At 33.8% G+C, this 25,243-nt stretch carries 18 protein-coding genes, 3 pseudogenes and 2 other annotated features (1 of these 23 cut by a window edge); of the genes and pseudogenes, 1 reads left to right on the forward strand and 20 read right to left on the reverse strand.

The genetic code is table 11. The features are described from left to right. Positions 1-55 precede the first annotated feature (55 nt). The 6 genes from K5S59_RS17915 to K5S59_RS17940 all read right to left on the reverse strand — a co-directional run bounded on the left by K5S59_RS17915 (position 56) and on the right by K5S59_RS17940 (position 5,464). Entirely contained in the window at positions 56-496 is a 441-nt protein-coding gene (locus K5S59_RS17915; protein ID WP_097844607.1) for a GNAT family N-acetyltransferase, read from the reverse strand. Next, positions 493-966 (reverse strand): tRNA (N6-threonylcarbamoyladenosine(37)-N6)-methyltransferase TrmO, encoded by a 474-nt coding sequence (gene tsaA / locus K5S59_RS17920; RefSeq protein ID WP_000493265.1) that lies wholly within the window; start codon positions 964-966, stop codon positions 493-495. The genes K5S59_RS17915 and tsaA overlap by 4 nt, the downstream gene beginning before the upstream one ends. An 87-nt stretch (positions 967-1,053) precedes the next feature. Continuing rightward, on the reverse strand, positions 1,054-1,752 hold the full coding sequence (locus K5S59_RS17925; protein WP_000848584.1) for an aspartate/glutamate racemase family protein: 699 nt from the start codon (positions 1,750-1,752) through the stop codon (positions 1,054-1,056). A 146-nt stretch (positions 1,753-1,898) separates the two neighbouring features. After that, complete coding sequence (gene eutG, locus K5S59_RS17930; protein WP_220784075.1) at positions 1,899-3,101, reverse strand: alcohol dehydrogenase EutG; 1,203 nt, start codon at positions 3,099-3,101, stop codon at positions 1,899-1,901. Positions 3,102-3,153: 52 nt separating this feature from the next. Then, complete coding sequence (locus tag K5S59_RS17935; RefSeq protein ID WP_098259058.1) at positions 3,154-4,593, reverse strand: GntP family permease; 1,440 nt, start codon at positions 4,591-4,593, stop codon at positions 3,154-3,156. A gap of 208 nt (positions 4,594-4,801) precedes the next feature. Next, positions 4,802-5,464, reverse strand: a complete 663-nt coding sequence (locus K5S59_RS17940) for an HAD family hydrolase (RefSeq protein WP_120449938.1) — start codon at positions 5,462-5,464, stop codon at positions 4,802-4,804. Positions 5,465-5,687: 223 nt separating this feature from the next. Here K5S59_RS17940 and K5S59_RS17945 point away from each other — a divergent pair, with 223 nt between their 5' ends. Beyond that, the gene (locus tag K5S59_RS17945; RefSeq protein ID WP_000155284.1) at positions 5,688-6,263 is read left to right on the forward strand and encodes a nucleotidyltransferase family protein; all 576 of its coding nucleotides are present in this window, start codon (positions 5,688-5,690) and stop codon (positions 6,261-6,263) included. A 36-nt stretch (positions 6,264-6,299) separates the two neighbouring features. Here the strand turns inward: K5S59_RS17945 and K5S59_RS17950 are convergent, their stop codons facing one another. The 14 genes and pseudogenes from K5S59_RS17950 to aspS all read right to left on the reverse strand — a co-directional run bounded on the left by K5S59_RS17950 (position 6,300) and on the right by aspS (position 25,042). Then, complete coding sequence (locus K5S59_RS17950) at positions 6,300-7,205, reverse strand: alpha/beta fold hydrolase (RefSeq protein WP_000774250.1); 906 nt, start codon at positions 7,203-7,205, stop codon at positions 6,300-6,302. A 41-nt stretch (positions 7,206-7,246) separates the two neighbouring features. Continuing rightward, complete coding sequence (locus K5S59_RS17955; protein WP_098068631.1) at positions 7,247-8,587, reverse strand: sodium-dependent transporter; 1,341 nt, start codon at positions 8,585-8,587, stop codon at positions 7,247-7,249. 116 nt (positions 8,588-8,703) lie between these two features. After that, positions 8,704-8,952 (reverse strand) — a binding site (T-box leader). Between the two features lie 107 nt (positions 8,953-9,059). Further along, positions 9,060-9,197 (reverse strand): annotated as a pseudogene (locus K5S59_RS30735) (PepSY domain-containing protein); the annotation flags it as partial. Between the two features lie 628 nt (positions 9,198-9,825). Continuing rightward, the gene (locus K5S59_RS17965) at positions 9,826-10,482 is read right to left on the reverse strand and encodes a hypothetical protein (RefSeq protein ID WP_000867355.1); all 657 of its coding nucleotides are present in this window, start codon (positions 10,480-10,482) and stop codon (positions 9,826-9,828) included. Positions 10,483-10,570: 88 nt separating this feature from the next. Further along, positions 10,571-10,690 (reverse strand): annotated as a pseudogene (locus tag K5S59_RS17970) (SseB family protein); the annotation flags it as partial. 69 nt (positions 10,691-10,759) lie between these two features. Continuing rightward, a pseudogene (locus K5S59_RS17975) lies at positions 10,760-11,515 on the reverse strand (DUF975 family protein). Between the two features lie 164 nt (positions 11,516-11,679). Then, positions 11,680-14,379 carry a hypothetical protein gene (locus K5S59_RS17980; protein WP_220784076.1) on the reverse strand — a complete coding sequence of 900 codons (2,700 nt, stop codon included), beginning with the start codon at positions 14,377-14,379 and terminating at the stop codon, positions 11,680-11,682. Between the two features lie 23 nt (positions 14,380-14,402). Continuing rightward, entirely contained in the window at positions 14,403-17,078 is a 2,676-nt protein-coding gene (locus K5S59_RS17985) for a tetratricopeptide repeat protein (protein WP_000506908.1), read from the reverse strand. An 83-nt stretch (positions 17,079-17,161) separates the two neighbouring features. Further along, complete coding sequence (locus tag K5S59_RS17990; protein WP_000136048.1) at positions 17,162-17,434, reverse strand: WXG100 family type VII secretion target; 273 nt, start codon at positions 17,432-17,434, stop codon at positions 17,162-17,164. Positions 17,435-17,561: 127 nt separating this feature from the next. Continuing rightward, on the reverse strand, positions 17,562-21,569 hold the full coding sequence (gene essC, locus K5S59_RS17995; RefSeq protein ID WP_001172755.1) for a type VII secretion protein EssC: 4,008 nt from the start codon (positions 21,567-21,569) through the stop codon (positions 17,562-17,564). 31 nt (positions 21,570-21,600) lie between these two features. Then, on the reverse strand, positions 21,601-21,963 hold the full coding sequence (locus K5S59_RS18000) for an EsaB/YukD family protein (protein ID WP_000391137.1): 363 nt from the start codon (positions 21,961-21,963) through the stop codon (positions 21,601-21,603). A 27-nt stretch (positions 21,964-21,990) separates the two neighbouring features. Then, the gene (locus K5S59_RS18005; RefSeq protein ID WP_033656038.1) at positions 21,991-22,764 is read right to left on the reverse strand and encodes a hypothetical protein; all 774 of its coding nucleotides are present in this window, start codon (positions 22,762-22,764) and stop codon (positions 21,991-21,993) included. 11 nt (positions 22,765-22,775) lie between these two features. Continuing rightward, on the reverse strand, positions 22,776-23,540 hold the full coding sequence (locus K5S59_RS18010; RefSeq protein WP_088058533.1) for a vWA domain-containing protein: 765 nt from the start codon (positions 23,538-23,540) through the stop codon (positions 22,776-22,778). Positions 23,541-23,743: 203 nt separating this feature from the next. Then, on the reverse strand, positions 23,744-25,042 hold the full coding sequence (gene aspS / locus K5S59_RS18015; RefSeq protein WP_098259060.1) for an aspartate--tRNA(Asn) ligase: 1,299 nt from the start codon (positions 25,040-25,042) through the stop codon (positions 23,744-23,746). Between the two features lie 108 nt (positions 25,043-25,150). After that, positions 25,151-25,243, reverse strand: a binding site (T-box leader); it runs 119 nt beyond the window's last position.

The raw sequence follows: 25,243 nt of genomic DNA on the forward strand, positions 1-25,243 counted from the left end.
ACTATTCGGGGTTCAGTTCACACAATGAAAACGTCTCTTTTCATTTTATATTTTTTTAAAATGTTAATTCATAATGGAAATAACGATTATCTCTCAAATAACCATTTTCAGCGTATAATCGCTGTGCTGATAAATTATCAATCTCTGTTTGTAATTTTACACCTTTTGCACCATTTTCTAAGGCAAATTCTTTAGCAGCTTCTAGTAATTTTTTACCTGTTCCTGCTCCGCGCTTAGTGGCCTGTACAAACAGATCATTTAATATCCATAATTCTTTCATCGAAATGGAAGAAAATGATGGATATAATTGTGTGAATCCAATATATTCACCGTCTTCAACTGCCACGAAAATAATGGATTCTTTTCTCTCGATTCGATTTCGTAAAAATACTTTTGCTCCTTCTATATCGGAATCTTGTCTATAAAACATACGATAATTATTAAAAATTGATGCTAGTCCATCTAAATCTGCAATTGTTGCCTCATATATTCTCATTTTACTCCATTCCCCTTCCAATACTGTCTCATTATATCCGTTGCCCATTTAGGCTGTACAATTTCTTCTTTCGGCATAAACTCTTTCATTATCGGCTTTATATCCAATATAGGGGTGCCATCAATAGCATCTAACCCCTCAACCATAATTGATTTACCTTCTCTTTTGATCACCTTTACAATTGTGGCTCCTATGCGATTCGGACGATTTTTCCCGCGCTGTGCAAAAATGCCTACTTTAGGATAATCTTGATTATTTCTAGGATGTCTAGCAAAATATTGAATTTGTTCATCAGTTACTTTATGAAAATAAAAAACAACTTCAATATGAGAAAAATTTTCAATCCCTTGTATACTTTCTTCTGTATACATTTCAGTTAAAGTAATATAGGATCTTACTTCTCCCCACTCATCGTCTTTTATTTCCTTTCTTTCATTATGTACAAATGCGATTGGCTGAACTGAAAACATACGCATTCCCCCTTGAATGTAACCACTTACATTATAAAGTATTTTCAGAATGTTTTCCACAAACACGAACTAGGTTACATAATATAATTATACTCTATTTTGTAAAGCAAAATTAACTGCTTCAACTGCATGTATATGAGTTGTGTCGAATATCGGAACTGATACGTCTTCCTGCTTTATTAATAATCCTATTTCTGTACAACCTAATATGATTCCTTGTGCCCCCTCTTGTACTAGCTCTTCTATAACTCTTTTATAATACTCCCTAGATGGAGATGTTATCTTTCCTAAACATAATTCTGTATATATTACTTCGTTTACCTTATCTCTATCCTTTTTTGATGGAACCATTACTTTTATATGATTTTCCTCTATGCGTAATTTATAAAAGTCTTGCTCCATTGTATATTTAGTTCCAAGTAAACCAACCTTTTGAATATCTTTCTTTTTAATTTCTTTTGCAGTTGCATCAGCGATATGTAAGACTGGAATATGAATATTCTCCTTTATTTTCTCAATTACTTTATGCATTGTATTTGTGCAAATAATTATAAAATCGGCTCCTCCCTTTTGTAACGAATATGCTGCATTTCCTAATAATTCTCCTGCTCCATTCCAATCTCCGTTAGACTGGAATCGTTCAATCTCTTCAAAGTCCACACTATTAATCATACATTTTGCTGAATGTAACCCTCCTAATCTCTCTTTTATTTCTCCATTTATGATTCGATAATATTCAGAAGTTGATTCCCAACTCATACCACCAATTAAACCTATTGTTTTCATTACTAACACCTACCTTTGACTATTTTCTTTAGCTAATCATAACATTTTATTATGTATATTATACACAATAAAACAAGACTTTACGTTTATAATATAAAGTCTTGTTTTAACTATTTCCAAGGAAATTTTATAAGAATATTCTGAAATTATTTTTCTAATGTTTTTATAGAATCTTCATATTGATAATGGAAACACTCTCGATACAACTGTTTAATTTCATCATATGATGGCACACGTGGATTATTTGCTGGACTTCCACTTTCAATTGCATCTGATGCCATTTTAGAAATAGCCTTTTCAAATTCAACTTCACCAATTCCGTATTCTTTTAAGTTTGGAATTCGGAGATCAAAACAAAGTTTTTTTATTTCCCTCAGCGTGTAGTCTGCTACTTCTTCATCACGATAGGAATACAAATCTTTATTTAAACAACGTCCAATTTTCGCTAGTCTTTTTACTGCACTAACTTTTGTATATTCTAAAACTGTAGGTAATAGTATTGCATTTGATATACCATGTGGTACATGAAATAACGCCCCTACTGGTCTGGACATTCCATGAACTAGCGTAACAGATGCATTTGAAAATGCGATTCCAGCTTGTAAGGACGCAATCATCATCGCTTCTCTTGCCTCCATATTCTCTCCATCTTCATATGCAATACGTAAATATTTCATAATACTTTCAATTGCGGAAAGTGCAAGTACATCGGTAAGTGATTGTGAAACTTTAGAAATATATGCTTCGACTGCATGACATAATGCATCTATCCCTGTTGCTGCTGTAATATGCGGTGGTACCGAACGTGTTAGAATTGGGTCAATAATCGCTACTTGCGGGGTGAAATTTGGATGCTTCATCATCATTTTTACATCTGTTCGTTTATTCGTAATTACTGCTACACTTGTTACTTCCGATCCAGTACCAGAAGTTGTTGGGATTGCAATTAGTGGTAGCGGATCATTGTCTATTTCCATATCTTTTTGGACATAATCTTCCACTTCTCCACCATTTGTATATAACACCGCAACTGCTTTCGCTGCATCTATACAACTTCCACCACCAATACCGATAATAAAATCACACTTTCCTTCTTTACAAAGTGTTAACGCTTCTAACACGTGTATATTTGTAGGCTCAGCATTTACTTTATTATATGTAATAACAGTTATACCTTTCGTATTTAGTTGTTGTATACACCTCTCAACATATCCTAAATCCTCCATAATTGTATCCGTAACTATAAACGCTCTTTTCCCCAACTTCTTAGATTGTTCCCCCAGCTTTTCAAGCGAATTTCTTCCATATAATACAGACTTCGGCATACGGAACTCAGTAACTTCTTGCAAGTACTCCACCCCTTCTTACCCTAATTAATGTTTTAGTTTATAAAATATCGGCTTAATAAATTCCTGTTACAGTATAGAATGCAATAACTAAAAACACAGCAACCGTTTTCAAAACTGTAATAGCAAAAATATCTTTATATGACTGTTTATGTGTTAAACCTGTCACTGTAAGAATAGTAATAATAGCCCCGTTATGCGGTAATGTATCCATTCCTCCTGATGCCATTGACACAATACGATGCATCACTTCTAATGGAATATCAAATTGATTGGCCGCTGCAATAAACTTATCTCCCATCGCACTTAAAACAATTCCCATTCCTCCTGATGCAGAGCCTGTAATACCTGCTAAAATATTCGTCGTGACCGCTCCATTCACTAGAGGATTTGTGAATGTGGCAGAAATACCATCTCTCATAATTGCGAAGCCTGGAAGTGCCGCGATGACACCACCGAATCCAAACTCAGCTCCTGTATTCATCGTTGCAAGTAGCGCTCCACCAATACTTGTATTCAATCCAGCTTGAAATCCTGTTACTACTCGTTTCCAATATAATAATAACGTAGTTACTATACCTATAATAAGTGCCAATTCTACTGACCAAATTCCAACTACTGCACTTAATTCTACTTTTCCAAATGTTTTCATACCAATTGTAGAAAAATCAAAACCATTTGGGTACCACTTCGGTATCATAATAGTAAACACCTTATTCATTACACCTACTAAAATAAGTGGTATAAAAGCAATCACTTGCTGAATTCTTGTAATTTCAATACTTTTAAGTAACGGCATATCTTTTTGTTCTACTTGCAAAGAAGCTGCCGTTTCAGTATCCCCATCGTTAAAACCAAAATACCCTTCTCCTGCTGACTTCGCCTTCTTACGTCTACTCTCTAAGTATAGTAAACCTAACGTAAGTACAAAAATTGCCCCTACAATACCAAGTATCGGCGCAGCATAAATGTCCGTTTTAAAAAATGTTGTAGGTATTACGTTTTGAATTTGTGGTGATCCAGGTAGCGCATCCATTGTAAACGTGACTGCTCCAAGTACAATCGTTCCAGGGATTAAACGCTTCGGGATATTCGCTTGTCGAAACAGCTTAGCTGCGAACGGATATACAGCAAACACTACTACGTACACACTAACACCACTATACGTTAAGATCGCACCCATTAATACAATCGCTAAAATCGTACGTTTTTCACCAACTAACTCTATAATTGTCTTTGCAATCGAGTCTGCAATTCCTGACATTTCAACTACTTTCCCAAATATTGCCCCAAGTAAAAATACAGGGAAATATAGTTTAATAAAACCTACCATTTTCTCCATAAAGATATTCGAAAAGAAAGGTAATACAAAACTAGGCTCTGTCAAAAATACCGCAAATAATGCAAATATCGGTGCAAATAAAATAACAGAAAACCCTCTATATGCTACAAACATTAGTAAACTAAGTGCTAATAATATAATAACTAGCTCCAATTATACCCCTCCTTTAGACTGAAAATTCTAACTTTTGTAGATAAACTTCTACTAATCTTTTGATTCTGACACCCCTCCTCTTATTCATACAAATTTTTCATGCTAAAAATGTCTAATTATAAGTATTCGATTACATATGAAAAATCCCTTTAAACATAAACGATTTCATCGTCATACGTTATAAAGGGATTTTTAGTCTCTATATTTACTACTTTACCAAACTATTTTCTAAACAAAAATGATGTAGTTCTTTTACATCCTTTACTATATAAGTCGCACCAACTTCAGTCAATTCTGTTTTACTACCATAACCATATAAAACGCCAATTGAAGCAATTCCATTATGATTTGCACCTATTATATCGTGCTTTCTATCTCCAATCATAACAATGTCTTCTTTACTAAATTCTTCATTTGTTTGTAAAATATGAGCAATGATCTCTTCTTTCGTTATTCTTGTACCATCTAAATTACTTCCAATGATACCTTCAAAATAATCCGTTAATTGAAAATGATCTAGTACTTGTTTTGCAAATACAGTAGGTTTTGAAGTTGCTATTAATAAACGATTGCCCGAACTTTTTAATTGTTGTAAAAGATCCGGAATACCTTCATATACATTGTTTTCAAACAATCCACTCTGCTTTAAATACTCACGAAAATAAAAAACCGCTCGTTCAACTTCTCCTTCCCCCATATTATATCTCTCTATGAATGATTGCTGAATCGGCGGTCCAATAAATGAATCTAACTCTCTTTTATGTAATTCTTCAATTCCAACCTTTTTTAATGCATACAGTACTGAATTAATAATTCCTTCTTTCGGATCAGTCAATGTTCCATCTAGATCAAATAGAAATGTTGTATACAAATTTAATCCCCCGCTCCTTTTTACTTTCCATATTATATGGAAGACTTTTTCATGCCCATCTTTTACTATACTATCATTATTTATCTTTTCAAAAAATTATTTCTTCTATGTCATATACTTTCAGTTACAAAGTGTAATACATATGATAAAGTAAAAAAGTTACAATTATTTTAATAGAATCTGATGAATTAGTCCTCTATAAAAATAGTAGGTGGGATAACAAATGACTATACAAACAGAGCAAGATATAATTCGCTTAATAGAAAACGACGAATGGATGATGAACGTATTACAATTAGCAAAATCACTAGAGCTACCAGATTGGTGGATTTGCGCCGGATTTGTTCGCTCTAAAATTTGGGATACTTTACATAACTATGAAGCTAAAACAGCTATGCCTGATGTTGATGTGATTTATTATGATAGTCTACATAAAGATGAGATATACGAACAATCATTAGAAACGAAATTAAAGAATATTGATGCTACGATCCCTTGGTCGGTAAAAAATCAAGCTCGTATGCATGTAGTGAATAATATGCCACCGTATTCTTCTTCTGTTGATGCTATTTCTAAATTTCCTGAAACAGCAACCGCTTTAGGAGTTACACTTGATGAATTAAACAACGTCATATTAACGGCTCCATGCGGTATTGAAGATGTTCTTTCCTTACAAGTGAGACCAACAGATCATTTTCTTGAATCAAAAGAACGACTGCATATGTACAATACTAGAGTTACTAAAAAGAATTGGCAAAACAAATGGCCTAATATTACAATCACATATCCAGAAATTTAGAAAGGGTGCTTCCCATTTATAGAAGCACCCTTTTCTTTATTTCAAAAAATGTATGACTGTTTCTGCAAATCTATCTGCTTCCTCATAATGTGGTGAATGACCACTCTCTTCAAAAGCGATGTACTTGCCGTTTCGAGCATCTTTATTAAATATTTCAATTTGTTTTTCACACGTTACTGCATCGTATTTTCCTACAATTAATAACATTGGATTTTGTATTTCTTTTATTTTTTGTAATAATGAAGTATGAAATGCTCCTTCTAATTTTAATCTATCAAAATGAATTTTGGAGCGATTTGAAAATACTTCCCACTCTTCATCACTATATAAACTCTCTTCTGTCACATCTTCCTTATAATTGTAAATCTCCATTCTTTTTTCTTCTAGTTCATCACTTAGTCTTATATACGCTTCTAACAACTCTTCTGAAGTAGCATTGCTAGATGAATAAGCAAAGGACTCTTCTGCTACTTCTTCTTTTCCATATTTTTTTAATAGATTCCCTGTCTTTTGTAACAAGGCTCTACTTGTTAATGCAAAATCGAAAGTTGGCCCCTCAAATATTATTTTCTCTATTGAACTTGGATATATCGACGCATATAACAATGCTACATATCCACCGAAAGAATGTCCAATTACAGACCACTTCTCAATTTGTAATACTTTTTTTAGTTCCTCACAGTCTTCAATCAAATCATTTAATCCAAAAGCTTCGTCCTCAGTAATTTCTTCTGAGCGACAAACACCTCTTTGATCTATCATAATTACATATAAAGAATCTTTTAAACATTCCGCTTGATGAAATGAAAAATCATAGCAACTTTCTCCTGGCCCACCATGCAAGTATAAGACCGGTTTATTTTTAGGATTTCCATGCGTTTCAACGTATAGCTTTTTCCCTCTAATGTTCATGTATTTCCCTGCTTCTATTAAATCCGCCATAAAAACCGCCACCTTTTTACTGAATATTATAACATTTAACCTTAAATAATCCCTATTACATTTAAAAAGACGATGATGATTGCTAGCGGTGCTACAAATCGAAGTAAGAAAGCCCAACAAATAAATACTTTCTTCCCATAATTTCCACCTACAAAAAACTCTGCTTCTAGCACCTTCTTTTCCATTTTGAATGAAACGAAAATACTAATGAATAGTGCTCCAAGTGGCATTAATATATTACTAGATAAGAAGTCTACTGCATCAAAAATATTCTTTCCGAAAATCGTAATATCACTCCATACTCCAAATGATAACGCTGATGGTATACCTACTAAGAAAATGCCGAAACCGATCATCCATGATAATTTCGTTCTCTTTTCTTGTTCACCATTTGCTAATGCTGACACAACTGTCTCTAGTAGCGAAAATGCCGATGTTAATGTCGCAAATGTAAAGAGTGCAAGAAATACTGTTAAGAAAAATCCACCGAATGGAATTTGACTAAATACAGATGGTAATACGATAAATAGTAATCCAGGCCCTTCTGTTGGTTCCATTCCTAATGAAAATACGGCTGGAAAAATAGCAAGACCCGCAAATAATGAAACAAATAAATTCAATCCAACAATTGTTATTGCTGATTTTGGTAAACTTTCTTTTTTATTTAAATAGGAACTATACGTTACCATAATCGAAATCCCAATACTAATCGCAAAAAATGATTGTCCCATCGCGAACAAAATACTTTCTGAAGTAATCTTTGAGAAGTCTGGTTGTAAGAAAAATTTCACACCTTGTATTGCATTATCAAGTGTTAATGAACGCATAATAAGAGCAACAAATAAAACGAACAATGCTGGCAACATATATTTACTTGCTTTTTCAATTCCATTTTGTACCCCCTTTGATACAACCCAAATCGTAATAAACATAAAAGCGAAATGTCCCATAATCGCCCAAGCGGGATTTCCAATTGTTTCAGTAAATAATGCTCCATAATTTTGTCCCGGAGTAATAAGTTGTCCCGTTACTCCTCTAAATAAATAAATTAACACCCATCCACCTACAACACTATAAAACGAAAGTAGTATAAAACATGTTCCAACGCCAAGGCGTCCAATCCAGTGCCATCCTGTATTAGGTGCGATACTTTTAAATGCGCCAACTGCTTGTTTCTGCGTACTGCGTCCAATCATAAATTCAGCTATAAGTAGTGGTAGTCCAATTAATACAGTAAATAAAATAAAGATTAAAAAGAATGCTCCTCCCCCACTCTTCCCAGCGATATAAGGAAACTTCCATATTGCGCCTAGTCCAATTGCAGATCCTGCTGCAGCCATTATAAACCCTAATTTCGAAGTCCATTGCTCCGTCTGTTTCATCTTATTTTCCTCCTAATTACATCTTTTTATATAAATAATTAAATTCTATAAACCAATCCGAATAAACCCTCCATTTCTATTTCCATAAAATAAAAAAATGGCCTAGCGTCTCTATATAAAGAGACGCTAAGCCATTTACTTAACGCGGTACCACCCTTATTGATTCCATTATGAATCCACCTTAGTAGTAATCGTTTGATTACAAACCTAATATCGAAGGTTAACCGTTAAGATTTACTAAGAATGTGATTCCGTTCCACCTTACTGCTCCTAGGCGAGTTCAGGATGTCATTTGGCTATGTCACACCAACCCATAGCTCTCTGTACAAATATACGACCTTACTACTCCTATTCAACACAATTAAATATTTAGAATATATTTTCTTTTGAAATTAATATGAAGTATATCGGTTATATTAGTAACTGTCAAGGGGTATATTAAAATTTGTTGAGAAACCTTTTTTATTTTTCGCTATCCATCATCATCATCACCGTGATCATCAGTACCTTTTTCTGGATTATCTTCATCTTGTTGTTGTGATGACTCTTTTTGTTGAATAGCGTTATTTACCGCTGTAGTAGACATGACTCCACCTGTTATTGGATGTACTCCATCTACACTATATTTTATTTCAGTGTACGTTTCGATTTCATCAAAATCACTAAAGCATCCTAACCATAAAGAAACATCGTTTTTCATTTTTTATCTCCTCAAACCTTCTGGTAAATACATAATGCCATTTTTTATTCTATTTTCAGCCCACTCATTAAGCCCTTTAAAAAACTTTCATAGTCAGAAGTAGAATCAATAATCTTTAACATTTAATTATGTATTTTTGTCGAGCCTCTTCTTCCATGACGACCAGGTGGATTTACAAATTCAACATCTTTAGTCAGAGACCTCATTTCTTTAATATCATCCCTACTAATTCCCCACCGCTTAAATTTAGGAGTTCTTGCTACAAGATGCCACTCATGGTATCCTCCTGAGCGTCTAATCCTATCTTCTATTTTACTTCTCAACTGAGGATTATTCTACATTTCCTCAAATTCTTTTACTGTTAGATTATCAAACCATTTATTAAACTCATTGTTTCTTACTGATGGAATTTTCACATCACTTAAACGCTTACTATTCCCACTAGTACTCTTACTACCTTCACCCGTACCCTTATTTAAAAACAAAAGCGATAATTGGGTTACCAATTATCGCTTACTAATTCAAATCATTTGATGTACTATAAAGTAACAATTATTTTATTATCTATGATAGTTCTAAAATTGGTGTAATTTCTCATCATGTTATTACCATATGCACTAACTGCTTCATTACTACACACCATACTTTCATAGTTATCTTTAAATTCTTTTTTTATTGACTCTTCCAAACTGGCATAGTATCTTTTGATAGCTTCCTCTGCCAATTCACGCGACCCGTGCGTTAATATAAAATTAATATCTATCATATAACCCTTTTGAGGATAAAAACCCTTTTCAACAACCTCTTTTACAAAGTTATTTAAATCATTTGTGCACTTTTCTAAAATTAGCATAAATACACTATTTAACCAATTAGTGAATTCATTAACTGTCCGCTCCCACTCTTCCTCATTTGCTATGTTCCAATATAACTGATCGCTTGGTACATTGCACTGACGTGTATTAATATGAAATATTTTATCTTTAGATTTTAAAGGAAGAATTGCACATTCACCATAAAATACTACATTTTTATCAGATATATTATTCCAACTTGTATAAAGGAGTACCTTATAAATGAAATTTTTATCTTTTTTACTCATCCAATGACCTGACTTAGAATATTTCCAACCATTATCTAAATACTTTTCAGATATTAGATTACATATATATTCAAATGCTTTATTCACTTTCATATTACATCTCCAATTCAAACTACCTAAGATTCATATATTTTAAACTCAATCCTTAAATCTTGAGTATTCTCCCTAAAATTCTCCAATAATTTGCAACAACGTACAAATTTGATTTCTGTAATATCTCATAAAAACGAACTCTTTTTTCTTCATTCTGTAAAACTTCCACTAACGTCTCATCTAATGGACAAATTTCTAGTAAACTCATTGAACTACACTCTTTATTTAAAATAACTTCGCCACCTTACTTAAAGTAAGATGGCGAATGTTAAATCCGTTATTTTTGAATATTGATAACTGGTACTTCATTTGTATTATTAGTTCTATTTACTAGATTTAGGTAGAAATGTGATACTGTAGTAGTATAATATGGCGTAATCCAAAGATATGGAAGATTTAGTGTAAATATTCCCACCAATGAACCTAAAATAAACCACCCAATGAAACTTAACCAAGTGATAAATAAATCTAACTTATGTCCTTTCATCATCATTTTACTTTTTTTAATTGCTTCACTTGCTGTACATTCTGGATTCTCTAACATAATGTAGTAAGCCATAGAATAAGAGAAAAATTTAATAATACCTGGAACAATGAACAAAAGACTCCATAAGCTAATAAATATTGTTTGTAAGATACCTAATTTCATAGCTCTAAATATATTATTTGAATTGAAACCAGCAAATAAATCACCTATTGTGGTAGATTCATTTTTCGCTAAACGTAATGTGATTGTATAATAGCCGTAACTCATAACACTTTGTACAACAATATAAAGAATAAAAATAATAGCCCATACAATAATTTGAGATTAAATCAATCCAAAATTAATTTGAGGTTCGCCATATGAATAATATACAAAGTTCTCAGGTCCTATAATATCTATAAACAAACCCAAAATTAGAAATACTACTATACCAATGATATACATACTTGCTACGGGGATGAGATAATTAAGAAACGTTGAACCTACCCCTAATCCCCATCGGCCTTTCAATGAGGCTAATGCTTCCCTTTTTAAATTGCTAATCATCTTTTTTCCACCTTTCAAATTCTGTATTATGCATAGTGTGGCTTTAATGAATAATTAATGAGTTTAGTAAAATTCAAATTTCTACTAAACTCATTAATATTTACTCCTTATGCGAAATAATTTCGCCATCTTACGCAAAGTAAGATGGCGAATGTTAAATCCAATTATTTTTTAACGTTCATAGCTTTAATTTTTTCTACATTCTCTTTTGCTTGTTTCGTTATTTCTCCATTAATAGCTTTTTCATATTTATCACGAGTTAAAAATTCAAAACATTTATACGCATTATTCGTATCAGTTGCAGACATATATCCTGCACCTTTATTAAACATTTTTAGAGCTACCGTATTCATCCACTCTTTTGCATCTGCTTCTGGATATCCTAGTTCCATAGAGTGGTAAGTTAATTCAATTGCTGAAGCTAAATCTTCAATCGTATCTTTATTCCCGCTTACCTTTGCAGCTTCAAATGTACTCAAATACTCAATTGCCGCTTTTACCCCATCTTTAATTCCTAATTCTTCAATACCTGGTGTTTTATATAAAATTTGATAGTTGTTTAACGCTGATTTATATTGCGTTGTTTCTAACTGTTTTGCTTCTTTAATTACAAGACTAGCAACATTAGAAAATCCTGTTTTGTCAACCACACCTCGAGAAGCTGCTTGACCATAATAATGTAAAGCATTATAAAGGTTCGTTTGTCCTTCTTTATTTGCTTCATCACCTGCTAACTGAATAAGTTGAATTCCCTCCATTTTTTTGGATGCGTTATCAATCATATTCATACCACTAATTTGGCCAATCGTTTTATCAATATCCTTTAACTGTGCAAGTAATGTGTATGATGGTAATAATGTTTTACTTACTTCACTTTGCCATCCTGTCGTTCCATTTATTTTATTCCATTCATTTTCTGTATCTGTCCATAATTTATTCGCATAATTAACCATTTCTTCTCTTGAACGTTCCAATGGGTGCTTTGTACGAATTGCATTTGCAATATTTAATACCGCTGTATAATATTCTCCATTATTTGCAGCATCGTTTGCTTTTCTTTCAAACATTAGCGGCATTAATAACTTATGAGATTCATCTTGAACAGATTTTTCTACTCTTGCCGTATTGGCTAATAAATTTGCTTTATTTATAGCATCTTCCACTGTAAAATTAGGATCTTTTATTTGTCCACGAAGTCCCTCTACAGCCGCACTAAATTGCTGTTCTAATTTTTCTTTTTGTTCTCCTGTTGCCCCGTCAACATACTGATTTGCTAATAGCAAAGCATTTTCATAATGTGGATTTGCTGGATTTAAATATGTTTCTATTTGATCGATTTCTTGACTAAATGGTTCAGATTTTACTTGTGCTTTTTGAGTACTTGAATCGATATTATTTGTTTTCTCGTTATTTTTGGCACCTTCAGTCTTAGCATCTTTTTGGATTTTCTCAGTTGTTGTACTTGTTGCCTCATTTTCTTCTGTAACTGCTTTTCCTTCATTACTGCTAGTATTTTCTTTTACAGGGCTTGCTTTTTCTTTTGTTTCAGTTGCAGACTGCACTACTGATGTTTGGATATTAAGGTTCTGTAATTCTTCTTGTAATAGCTGGTTGAAAATATCTTCTACACCTTGATTCGCTTTTTCTACTAATGTAGGATCTACACTTTCAAATACTGATGTAACTAAATAAAATTTACTTAATGCTTGTTCTAAAGATGCTACATCCCCTGTATTTGACCACTCTCTTTTTTCTTCTGTTGCTGTTTGATAAACTTTTTCTGCTACAGATTTAATATAATCTTTCTTATTTTCACTCAAGTATCTTTGTAATTCTTCTTGTGTAGTAACCGATTCATTTAATACATTCATTTGGTTACGTAAATAGAATAATGCTCTCTCATTTGAATATTCACCACTTGTAAGAATTTGTTCTACATTATCTAATGCTAACTTATGTTCAGCTATCGATTTTGATTTTGATGGTGTATTCAATTGGCTAACGAGCGTCCAGTCTTCTTTTTTGCTATAGTAGTTTGTTAAATTATTTAATGCATTTTCATCCAGTTCTTTTTGACTCGTATAAAAATCATTAAAGAAAACAGATGAATAGTATTTTCCATTTCCAGCGTACCACTCAACTAAAATATCACCCGTTTTTGGTGATACTGTAATTGTTGGGTGTGTTGGTTCTGGATCCGGTTTTGGTTTTGGATTTGGGTTTGGCTCTGGATTTGGGCCCGGGTTCGGGTTCGGGTTCGGGTTCGGACTCGGATTTGGCTCTGGATTTGGACCCGGGTTCGGACTCGGATTCGGTTCTGGGTTTGGACCCGGGTTTGGGTTTGGCTCTGGATTTGTATCTGGTTTTTTCCCATCTCCTTCTAGCCCATTAAGTTGTTGTTTATTATCATTCACTTTTCCCTGTTCAGGTAAATTCCCCGTCGGTTCTGCCACAGGTCCAACCATATTAGTTGGTAAATCTAGTTTTTGTGGAGTTGGTGCATCTGATAATTTGATTTGTGGATCTTTCTTTTCCACCGATACTTCATCAGGTTTATACGTTACTGGCGTAATTGGTGATTTATTATTTCCAATTAAGTCTGCTAAATTAATAGTTGGTTTTTCGCCGGGTTTTTCATCTTTTTTTGCAGGATCAGCGACTAAATTCGGGAACATAGACTGTAAATCGCCCCCTGTAATACGATCATCTTTTTTCTCTTCTGTATTACTTGCTAGTTTTACTTGTTCTTTTCCTGCTGTCTTAAAGCCTTTGTCATACACAAGATATCCTGACGTCCCAAATAAAGCTACTGACATTACTGATATAGCGACTTTTTTCCCTAAGTTATTATTGTTTTCCTCCATGTCCTTTTCCCCTTTTCCTATCTTTATTGAATCCAACCGTTTGTTTTCATTTCTGTTAGTTTTTCTTGCGCAGCTTTCACTTCGGATTCATTTTCATTTGCTTGCACTGTTTTTCTTAAGAAACGACTTGCTTCCTCGTATTTTTTCTGTTTAATTTTAAACATCCCGAATGCAAAATTCACATGTGGATTTTCATCGTTTTGTGAGTATGCTTCTGTGAAAAGCTTCTCTGCTTCATTCCCTTGTCCCACTTTATCGTATAAAATCCCGATATTTACAAGCGTATTTATGTCGCGTGTTCCACTGCTGACAACTCTATTGTAAGCTTCTAACGCTTGCTGATATGCAGCAGTACTCTTTGCACCATCTCGCGTTTCATAAAATTGACCCGCTTCGTAATACACAATTCCTAGTTGATTTAACAACTCAATATTTTTCATATCTTTTTGAATCGCTACTTGTAAAATGTGAGATGCTTGTTGATAATTCATTTCTTTCTTTGCACTATCAATTAGATTTGTTTTATTCCAAAGCACATATAAATTTGAAAGTTCAATTGTATATATGGCATTCTTTGAATCTTGCATAATAGCTTGTTTAAAGAAAGATTCTGCTTTGTCTAACTGTACCGTTGCGGTTGATAATTGACCTTTTAAATAAGAAACAATTGCCTTATCCTCATTTGTCTTCGTGCTCATTTTGACAATAACATCTTCCGCTTTTTCAAATTCTTTCATTTTCATATGACTTACAGCTAAATCTCGCATCGCATCTTTTTTGTATGGTTCAATTCCTTTTGCATTATTCGCTAACGCTTGTTCAAAATTTTGCACTGCTTCTTGATATTTTCCAATTCGGAAATTAGCTGAAGCTAATAGATAAGCAGCTTCATTATTTTCTTTATCGATTTCTCTATCTTTTATTAGTTTTGTAATATAATCGATTGCAATTTTATTTTTTCCTTCAGCAACGTAAATCGTTGCTAATTGGAGATAAGCCTCGTCTTTCCCCTTCACAGCAATTGCATGTCCAACAGCTTCTTCAGCTTTTGTATATTTTTTATCATCATAAGCTTGTCGTGCTTGTTCCATAAACTTTTGATATTTAGCGTTTGTTGTGTAGAAATAAAATAACGTTGAACCACCTATAACAACCACTACAGTTGAACCAATAATCAAAATTCGCTTTTTATTCTTTTTCCACCATGTAGAAAAAGCCGACGGTTCGCTTTGTTCATGCGTTATTGTGAGTGGTTGATTTGATGCTTTTGCATTTAAAATTTCATCATCCACATCATATTCCACTTGTTTTTTCGTTTGTTTTCGGCTCTGTAGAATGCTATTTGGCACTGTAATTGTAGCTGCTACTTCTTGCTGCGACTGTGTTCCTTGCTCTTCTTTTATCTCTTCAATAATGCTTTCAATTTCCTGTTTTAACGCATGATCAATGTTTGGAAATTGTACGATTCGTGAATAGACGAAACAAGCAAATGCTGCATTGTTTTCTCGTTCCAATTCAGTAGCTAGTTCCAAATAATTTTGTAGTACCATTTTTTGATTTATTTCAGGCTCTTGACTCTCCATAGTTTGAATGATATATGCGAGTTCTTTTTGTAGAGCTGTTGATGGATTGAGTGAATTGAAAATTATTTTATATTCATATAATGCCGCTTGTTTAAATCCTCTCTCTTCTAATAATCTTGCAATTTCCAAACATTTCGATACAAAAAGAGAGTGTTCTTCTGCTGACTGCCTTTCCGCATCAATTTTTATTATTTCTCTTGCACCCTTAAATACATCGTACCATTGCGCAAAGCTTGGACATTCTGCGAAAGAGTTACTACTCCATGCCCGCTGAAATAGTTTTGCAATTTCCCCGTTCCATTGATTATGTAATACTTGTTGAAGTAAAGCATATCTTTCACATTCTGTCTGCATTTCTTCCGTTTTAAAGTAACTTGCATCCGTCCATTTTTCATTTCGAACTTCTTCACTACACCAACTTAATATTTCTCCTAATAAAATGGCACCTGCAAATCGATCGGCTTCTTTTTGCCATACCCCGCTTTTTAAATACATTGGTGCATAGCCCGCTGAACCTGCTGGCAATAGCATAGGCCTTTTCGTTTTTGGTCCATACATTTGCTCAACATCAACAAGTTCGATATAGTGTTGTCCTTCAATTGGATTTTCACTCAAGAAAGGTATGAGTACGTTGCTAGACGATAAATCATTATGAGCAACTTCATTTTCTTCCATCATTTTAAGTGTTGTAAGAAATGCTTCTGCAATAAAGAAACATTGTTCTTTTGATAACATTCGTTGCTCTTGTAAAATATCAGCCCAAGTTGGACCTTCAATCCAAGGCATTACAATACTGTTAGCAAGATCTTCTGATTTTTCGATTGCAGATATATGTTCTTCTTTAGTAACGATATAGCGTGAACATACTTTAAGACCCGCAATAGAAGAAAGTGGTTTCAAAAATGCTAGTTGATGTTTTTCCTCACGATAGCGTTCCTTAAAAACTTTTAATGCAATTCGTTCCATACCATTTTCATGTTGTAGTTGATAGACTGTTCCTTGTCTACCTTCTTGCCCATATGGCATTTCAATCCCAACTACTGCTGGATGTTTCTCAAACCGATAAACATCTTTATTAAGACTAATTTCTTCTCCTACTTCCGGTCGGAATCCCATTTTATCCCCTTACTCTCATATGACAATTTTTCATACAAAAGACCAGGAACAATAGCTCCCGGTCTTTTGCAATTGTTCTATTCTTAGTATGTGTTATCTGTACTACGGAATTTCTCAGCAATACGTTTTAGGTCTCTCGAAATTCCTTCTAAAATAGGAATGTATTGTTGCATTTTTTGTTTAGAATTTTCAAATTCCCCTCTGAATTTCGCTTGTGTTGACCCAGCCCATTGTCCATCTAAGCTTTTAATATCGCCTTCAAGTCTATTAACTTGACTTTGTGCTTCCGCAGCTGCGTTATTAAAGTTATTAGAAATTCTTTCAAGGTCTTCTGGTCTAATTTTAATTTCTGTCATTTTATTAATTTCCCCTTTCAAATCATAAATGATACAACAATTAGATTATAAACTATATTCATACAATTTTAAAAGAGTTAAATTGCAAAAAAATTCTATTTTATAGTAATTTAACCCTATTTTAATATTATTTCACTTTTAATTCAGACCATTTCACACTAATTTTGTCTGTCATCGTGCGAAGTAAATGTAATGGTGTATATGCACATTTTATTTTTATTGGCTTTCTACGTATGCAATATCCATCCCCACTTAATAATTCTTGATCGATTTCAGCATGTGGAAGTTTCATATTAAAGAAATACACATCGTTATTGTGAGTCGTTCCTAATAAATAACCAATACTTCTCTTTCTAATTTCCGCAAACCATTTTTCATGTGAAAAGTTATTTACACTAGATGTTGTAGCCGCCGTTAAAAAATGAATCCCTTTATTTTTACAATTTTGAACTATTAGTTCCATTTTATTTTTCGCCTCATAATCATTAGATAATACAGTTAACATTTGATCAATATCATCAATTGCAATGATTATTTTCTTATATGGAAACTCCACTGTTACCTTTGGATCTATAGAAGGTACTACTGCTTCTCTATTATTTATTAGCTCTAACAATTCATCTAACATTTCTTTTAATTGCATATCATCTGTAACTTTCTTCTTCACATGAGGTAAATCTCCAAGAGCTAATATGCCAGTAGGTCTTTCACCAAGGTCTACTAAGTATAGCTCAACCTTTTCTGGAGAGTATTGGTATGTAGTAGTGAAAAGAAGTGTTTGTAATAATGATGTTTTCCCACCTTCTATTCTTCCACCGATAAATATATGATTCATTTCGTCCAATGAAAAATTTTGCAAACGGATATCGTCTGTTTCAACTCCTGCAGAAATTTGAGTTGGTTCTAATTGCTCAACTAAATCTTCTACAAATATTTCTTTAGGAACCATTGGAATCTCTTTTGCTTTTTCACCATTCCATTCACTGCCCATTTTTTGAATAATCGTTTTTAATTGCTGTGAGTATTCTAATTCACTTTCACCTATAAACGGCAGTGCTGCTTGGAACAATTCAGGTGGTTGTCCTTTCATTAACCCACGGCCAGTAGGAACTTCAATTAACGGGAAATTCGGTCTACCAACTAAACTAGGATATTCAGCTCTATCTTGCAATTCAAATGTAATTGCCATCGGTATATTATTACGAACACGATCAAACATATCAATTGTTTGATTAAGCGAGAAATAGAAGTACACGCCATATGTGCTTGATTCGCGTAATAACATTTCTAATACTTCATTCTCTTTTTCGAATTCATTTTTAAATCTTATATAACCATCTACCATTACAACGATAGCAGGAATTCTCTTTCCAACCATTCGATTATACATAGAGAATGACTTTGCACCGATATTAGAAAAACTCTCTTTTCTATCCGTGATTTCCTTCTTCAAAAATCCGAATAGACGTTTCATTTTTTCATTTTCGCCTTCTTGTACAATCCCACCTATATGAGGTAAATCTCTAAAATCTAAGAACATACGACCAAAATCAATAACATAAAAATTCACTTCTTCTGGTGTATGAGATACAGCTAAGGACATAATAATGGTTTGCAACATCGTCGTTTTCCCTGTACCTGGCATACCATATATATTTAAATGCCCTTCTTGTAAATCTAACTTCAGAGGAAATTGTGCTTGATTTGCAACATCATCAATTAATCCTACCGTTACTTGTAAATATTCTTTCGGTTTATTCCACTCACCAATTGTCCAATCTTCCATAGCATAAAATTCTTTTAACAATAATTTTTCCGGTAATGGATCCAGCCAAGGTCCTGATAATGCTTTAATATTTTCTTTTTCTGATACGCTCTGTACATATTGAATAAAAGCTTGTAATTGCTTTGGACTATTTGTCATTGGTTTTGGACGCTTTTTCACTTTTATTCTTTCACCCGAAAGCTTAACTTCTGTAAAGTCAACAATATCAAGAACTTTCTCTTCATCTGGATTATAAGGTGCTCCGCTCCATGCAGATTGGAATAATTCCAATACTTCATTGCTACCAACTTGGAGATACCCTCGTCCTGGTACATTGATTTTAGATGCATCTGGAATCTTTAGCATTTCACGACTATCCGCATCATCTTGTACACGTAAACAAATTCGAAAACGCGAGTTACTCCAAATCTTGTCATTTACAACCCCTGAAGGTTTTTGAGTTGCCAATAATAAGTGCACCCCTAAAGTTCTTCCTATTGCAGCGACACTAATTAGCTCGTCCATAAATTCTGGTTGTTCCTTTTTCATTTGAGCAAACTCATCAATAACAATAAATAAATGTGGTAAAGGTTCTTTTTCACGCCAGCTTGTTTCATAATATTCATCTAGATGCTGGACATTTCCAGCCTGAATGAATAACTTTTGTCTACGCTCTAATTCTGCCTTTAATGAAATTCTGGCACGCTCAATTAAGTTTGGATCTTCTAGGTTCGTAATAGATGCAATAATATGCGGTAATCCCGCAAATGTGTTTGACATTCCGCCACCCTTATAATCGATAAGCATAAATGCCATCTCATGAGGATGATAGGTTGCTGCTAACGCTGCTATTATAGACTGAATAACTTCACTTTTTCCTGATCCAGTTGTACCAGCCATTAGACCGTGCGGACCATGCCCTTTTTTCTCTATTTTATCGTGAATATTTAGAAAAACAGGTTTACTTCCCTCTCTTACACCAATTGGAACCGGTAATGAAGTCGGATATCGATTTTCTTTCCATCTCTCGAGCACTTGTAACTCTTCCATGTTTTTAGCTTGAAACAAGTCTAAAAATGTTAATACTTTCGGAATGTTGGCTGCTGTAGAACTTTTCATTCGAATTGGAGCAATGCTTCGCGCTCCTAGTTCACATCGTTCGAATGAAAGTCGATCTACTTTAAAACTTGCACGCGTTGTCCCACTGTTTTCAGCTGAACTTGAAAAAGTTTCTACTAACTCACCATTTTCTCCATTTAAACTTATAATAAGATCACATTCCATAGGTAAGCGTTCCCTTTGTTCCGCAAAAATAAATGTAGAAGCTCCTACACTTTCACCTTCTCTAAGTAACATTGGAGTTAAAGGATCATCCTCTAAAAATTCTCTCGCCGATAAGAAAAAGACATACATTGGAATTAAAGGAACTTTTGCATCCGCTTGCGCAGAAGAATTATAGATTCTGCGCATGTTAAGTGGGGTAAAGAGTACTTCAGCTAGCTTCTGCGCATCTTGTTGATTTTCAGATAAAAAACGCATACTTCTCTGTTCATCCCATACGTGAGGAAGCCACCTCATCCAATCCCACTGTTTTTTCTCCTTCTCATGATAAAAGGCTGCTATTTTCACTTCATTTGGTGCATGATGTGTCATAATTTGCGTCGTTACAATTCGAATAAAGTTTAGTCTATCTTCTTTATTTCCGACTACACCAATTACATCGTTTTTTTTCAAAGAAATTGAAATGTGTCCATTAGGTATCGTATTGAAATCCCTTTTCACATTTTGTGCTTCTGTAACTAATGGATTTTCTTCATAACCTTTCTGTTCAGGTACCTTCAATTCTACAAGAAATGGTCTTTCTCCTGTTCCAATACGAATATCTAAAAAGTCCGGACTTTCAGGTGTACGCTCCCATAAATTACTTTCTCGGTTTTCAATTCTTTGTACACTTTTTAATGGGCTTGGATTTTGTGTAATTAAATATTTTGCTTGTTCAACCTTTAACGTATCTAATTCCACTCGATGCTTTTGAATTTGCTCTAAGTATCTTGTTTGTAATTGTTCAACCATTTGACGATGTTCTTTCTTTTTACGGAAATGCCCCATCGTTGTAATTACATATGATCCCAACATTGGAATACTTGAAACCATCATTAATGGCATATAACTTGAATTCATCTTCATAAATTTCATCATTACAAAATATAATATCAATGTTAAAATCGTCATCATTGCTGGCAGTAACATTGTTTCAATTGAAAACTTCGGCTCCTCCGGTATATTCGGCGGATCATGAATAATAACATCCCCTGTTGGTATATCTACTTTCACACGCGGAGAGCGTTGAAAATACGGTGATTTTTGCACAAAACATTTCTCCTTCCCCACTTAAAAACTATTACTCAATGATTTTCCATACATAATCTTCTTCATTAGAAGGTATATCTGATTTAATAGGTTCGGTATGAGCTTCTTCTGCAGGTAGCATTTCAAAAGAAGAAATAATTGCTCCTTTTTTATGCAACATTACATATTGCCCATCCCAAACATCACTATCTCTCAAAGTTTCATCATCCCGAATAGAATGCCATTCTTCTTTATCTTTTGTCACTCTAATTTCATAGATATCGCTTAACGCTTCATCTATTTTTTCATGATGTAAAATCGCTTCAATAATTTGTACTACTTTTACATCATTAGGAATCGCAATATCTATTTCTTCATTTGATTGCTTTATGTACGTCACAATAATCTCTTCCACGTTTATTCACCTTTTCCTATCGTGTTGTTACCAAGAAATATCTAAGTATGAAATATCATCGCTTGTCGGCGAGCACTGCGCCCTCTCAATTTCTGTTAAGACTTCCTCAAAGTTATATTGCATAAGCGACATAAGTCCGTCTGAATGAATAACTATCCGGTTTACTTCTTCTTTGGATAATATCTTTGAAAAAACCTCCAATTCGCCACCAATAATGCCACGCTGTGTAGACCATCTTTTCTCTATATTTCTCTCAAACTTCATTACATTCAAACAATCCTTCTTCTCTTGAAACAATTGTACAAATGAATCACCATGTGTAACCATCGTTACTTGTACTTTGTCTTGATTTGGAATGAGTTCTATTTTTCCACCAATAAACATAGCTTCACTACCTTGTTTTCGCTTTTCTTCCAATACATCGCGAAGTAACCACGGTGTTTCTTCTGGCAATCGAAATGCCCTTATTTCCTCTGACGCTTCTTCTTTCCACTTTTCCAACTCTTCATTTAATAGAATAGAAATATCCTGTTCCGTTTCCGGAAATGTTTCAAATAAGTTTAATAATTTCATACCAAGAAATTTCGCAGCGATTTCACCATGAAAAGACATCCCTACACCATCACATAACACAAATGTGAAATTAGTTCCATTATCTTGAAATACTAAAAAATCTTGTCCACTTTCATTTAAATCCTGTGTTTCTTTAGCTCTTACATAGCTATATTGATAAGTAAAATGTTTGCTTTTCTTTTCTTGCAATACCGTTTCTTTCTCTTGCGACAGGATATATTTCACTATACTTCTCCCTCCTATCGAACCGGCGTCGCAGCGGACATTTGAAATCCAAGTGACACTAAATCGGCATTTGTACCAGGAAACATCATCACCGCACCATCTGCAATATGAAAACCATGTTCAGTCATCATCTCACGATAGCTTTGAGGGATAGGCGATGAAAGTCTTTGCAACTTTGCGCCATACTCATCTGTAATCTCTGTATTTGGCATAATCCCTTGCCACTTCTTTATGTTAGTAATTTCGTCCTGCATAATTTCATCTGAAATAAAAATATTTTCAATTAGCACATTTCCATCAGGTACAGACATATCCATAATTCTTCGCACAATTAATTCTGGATCTTCACCAGTTGAAGCGCCGTCTGTCATATGACAGACCACAGGAGCTGGTCCATCTTGTAAATTTGGTAATTCCTTTTGCAATAACTTCTCCACTACAGAGAAAGCTTTTGCTGTATCAGTTAAGCGATGCGTTTGGATTTTTTCTAGTGGGCGCAGTCTTGCTACTTCGTCTATTGTTTTCACCCCACCCAATAGATCAAAAACATGATCGCTATAGGCTAAAATAGATAACTTATACCTTGGAAGCAAGCGACTACCTTTTGTTGAACGAAATACCATTTGGCGAATCGCTAAAGATAGAGCATCCGTTACAATATCAATTCTTCTTTTTTCTTCTCCGCCTGCATCCATCATTTGATTCATTGATGCGCTTACATCCAGAAGATAGATTATATAAGCTGGTGTTTGTTGTGTTGCTTGAGTTTGATATAACATGTTTCATACCCTTCCATACATTATTATATGAACTATTTTTATATTCATATTTTATTATAACTTATGAATTTTCTATTTCTCAATTCATTATAAAATTTTCTTGATATAATTTACATATTTTCACACAAAAAAACCATTATTCTTCCCTTTAAGTTATGTTGAAATGCACAAAACCCTTCTATTATTATAGAAGGGTTTTAATATTATGGTATAAGACGTGTACAATCTCTCGGAAAAGCACTTGCCTCTCGTATGTTTGTTAATTCTAAAAGCTTATACACAATCCTTTCTAATCCTATCCCAAAACCACCATGCGGGGGGCAACCGTATCGAAATGTATTTAAATAAGATTGAAATTTATCTGGATGTAATCCTTTTTCTTTAAAAGAAGCAAGTAACATTTCATAATCATGAATTCGCTGTGCCCCTGATGTTATTTCTAATCCCTTATATAATAAGTCGAACGAATCAGTAATAGATGAATTCTCTTTATTCGGCATCGTATACATCGGCCTAGCTCCTTTCGGATAATGTGTAATGAAAACTAACTCACTCTTATATGTTTCCTTCACATATTTTCCTAGTAACTTTTCACCTTCTGTATCTAAATCCCCAATTGGCGATTCTTTCAGGTACTTATTTTTCAAAACTTCTTGCGCCTCTAACAATGTAATTTTCGGTATTTCTGTAATTGCAGGTACTTCTATTTGTAATAGTTGTAGTTCTTTTTCACAGTTTTTTGCTACTTGTTGAAACATATATCGTAAAACATCCGTTTCTAATTGCATCACTTCATAAAAATCATGAATAAATCCAAGTTCTACGTCTAACGATATATATTCATTCAAATGACGGGAAGAATTATGATGTTCCGCTCTGTAAACAGGGGCAACTTCAAAAACACGTTCTAACCCTCCAGCTACCATCATTTGTTTATAAAACTGTGGTGATTGTGCTAAATAAGCTTCTTTTTGAAAGTATGGAAGTTTAAAAACATTTGCTCCTCCCTCTGCCCCTTGCGAAACAATTTTCGGAGTAAATATACGTGTGAAATCGTTCTCTACAAGAAATTCACTAAAGCTCTGAACGAGTGTAGATTTCACTTTAAATATCGCCTCGGTTCGCTCATGTCTTAATGATAATACCCGCTCATTTAGTAGTTGATCTAAGCCAACTTGCAATTTCTTTTTATTTATTTCAAATGGAAGTGGTTCTGCGCCATTTAATATTTTCACTTCGTGAGCAAGCACTTCAATTCCTAATTCTGTTTTCGAAGTCTCTACTATTTGACCAACTACTTGAACGACACTTTCCACATCTACCTTATATCCAGCTAACTCATTTTCTAATACACATTGCATAACTCCTGAGCGATCCCTTATTAATAAAAAACTAACATTACCTAGATGACGAATCTTTTTTACCCATCCTTGAAGTAATACAACCTTTCCACTTTGCTTTTTACATTCTTTTGTGAGTGAACGCTTCATTATTGACTCCATTATTTTTCCCTCCAGTAATTTTATATTTATTTACGTTATTGTTGTTGTCATCGTCATCATCCACGATCACTCACCTCCTTTCAAAGAATACAAAAATCCGCCCCTATAAATAGGGACGGATTTTTCCGCGGTACCACCCAAATTGTCATAATGACCATCTTAGCCCTGATAACGGTAGGTACCGTTTGCTTTTACTAATTA

This window comes from Bacillus sp. BML-BC051 (assembly GCF_019656175.1).
In the GTDB taxonomy this organism is placed as follows: domain Bacteria; phylum Bacillota; class Bacilli; order Bacillales; family Bacillaceae_G; genus Bacillus_A; species Bacillus_A mobilis.

Coding starts and splice junctions, on each gene's coding strand:
- tsaA (WP_000493265.1), bottom strand. CDS start 966: ATGTTTTCAGTTCAGCCAATCGCATTTGTACATAATGAAAGAAAGGAA.
- K5S59_RS17945 (WP_000155284.1), top strand. CDS start 5,688: ATGACTATACAAACAGAGCAAGATATAATTCGCTTAATAGAAAACGAC.
- K5S59_RS18010 (WP_088058533.1), bottom strand. CDS start 23,540: ATGTTATATCAAACTCAAGCAACACAACAAACACCAGCTTATATAATC.
- K5S59_RS17990 (WP_000136048.1), bottom strand. CDS start 17,434: ATGACAGAAATTAAAATTAGACCAGAAGACCTTGAAAGAATTTCTAAT.
- aspS (WP_098259060.1), bottom strand. CDS start 25,042: ATGGAGTCAATAATGAAGCGTTCACTCACAAAAGAATGTAAAAAGCAA.
- K5S59_RS17915 (WP_097844607.1), bottom strand. CDS start 496: ATGAGAATATATGAGGCAACAATTGCAGATTTAGATGGACTAGCATCA.
- K5S59_RS17980 (WP_220784076.1), bottom strand. CDS start 14,379: ATGGAGGAAAACAATAATAACTTAGGGAAAAAAGTCGCTATATCAGTA.
- K5S59_RS17925 (WP_000848584.1), bottom strand. CDS start 1,752: ATGAAAACAATAGGTTTAATTGGTGGTATGAGTTGGGAATCAACTTCT.
- K5S59_RS17950 (WP_000774250.1), bottom strand. CDS start 7,205: ATGGCGGATTTAATAGAAGCAGGGAAATACATGAACATTAGAGGGAAA.
- K5S59_RS17965 (WP_000867355.1), bottom strand. CDS start 10,482: ATGAAAGTGAATAAAGCATTTGAATATATATGTAATCTAATATCTGAA.
- K5S59_RS17955 (WP_098068631.1), bottom strand. CDS start 8,587: ATGAAACAGACGGAGCAATGGACTTCGAAATTAGGGTTTATAATGGCT.
- K5S59_RS17985 (WP_000506908.1), bottom strand. CDS start 17,078: ATGGGATTCCGACCGGAAGTAGGAGAAGAAATTAGTCTTAATAAAGAT.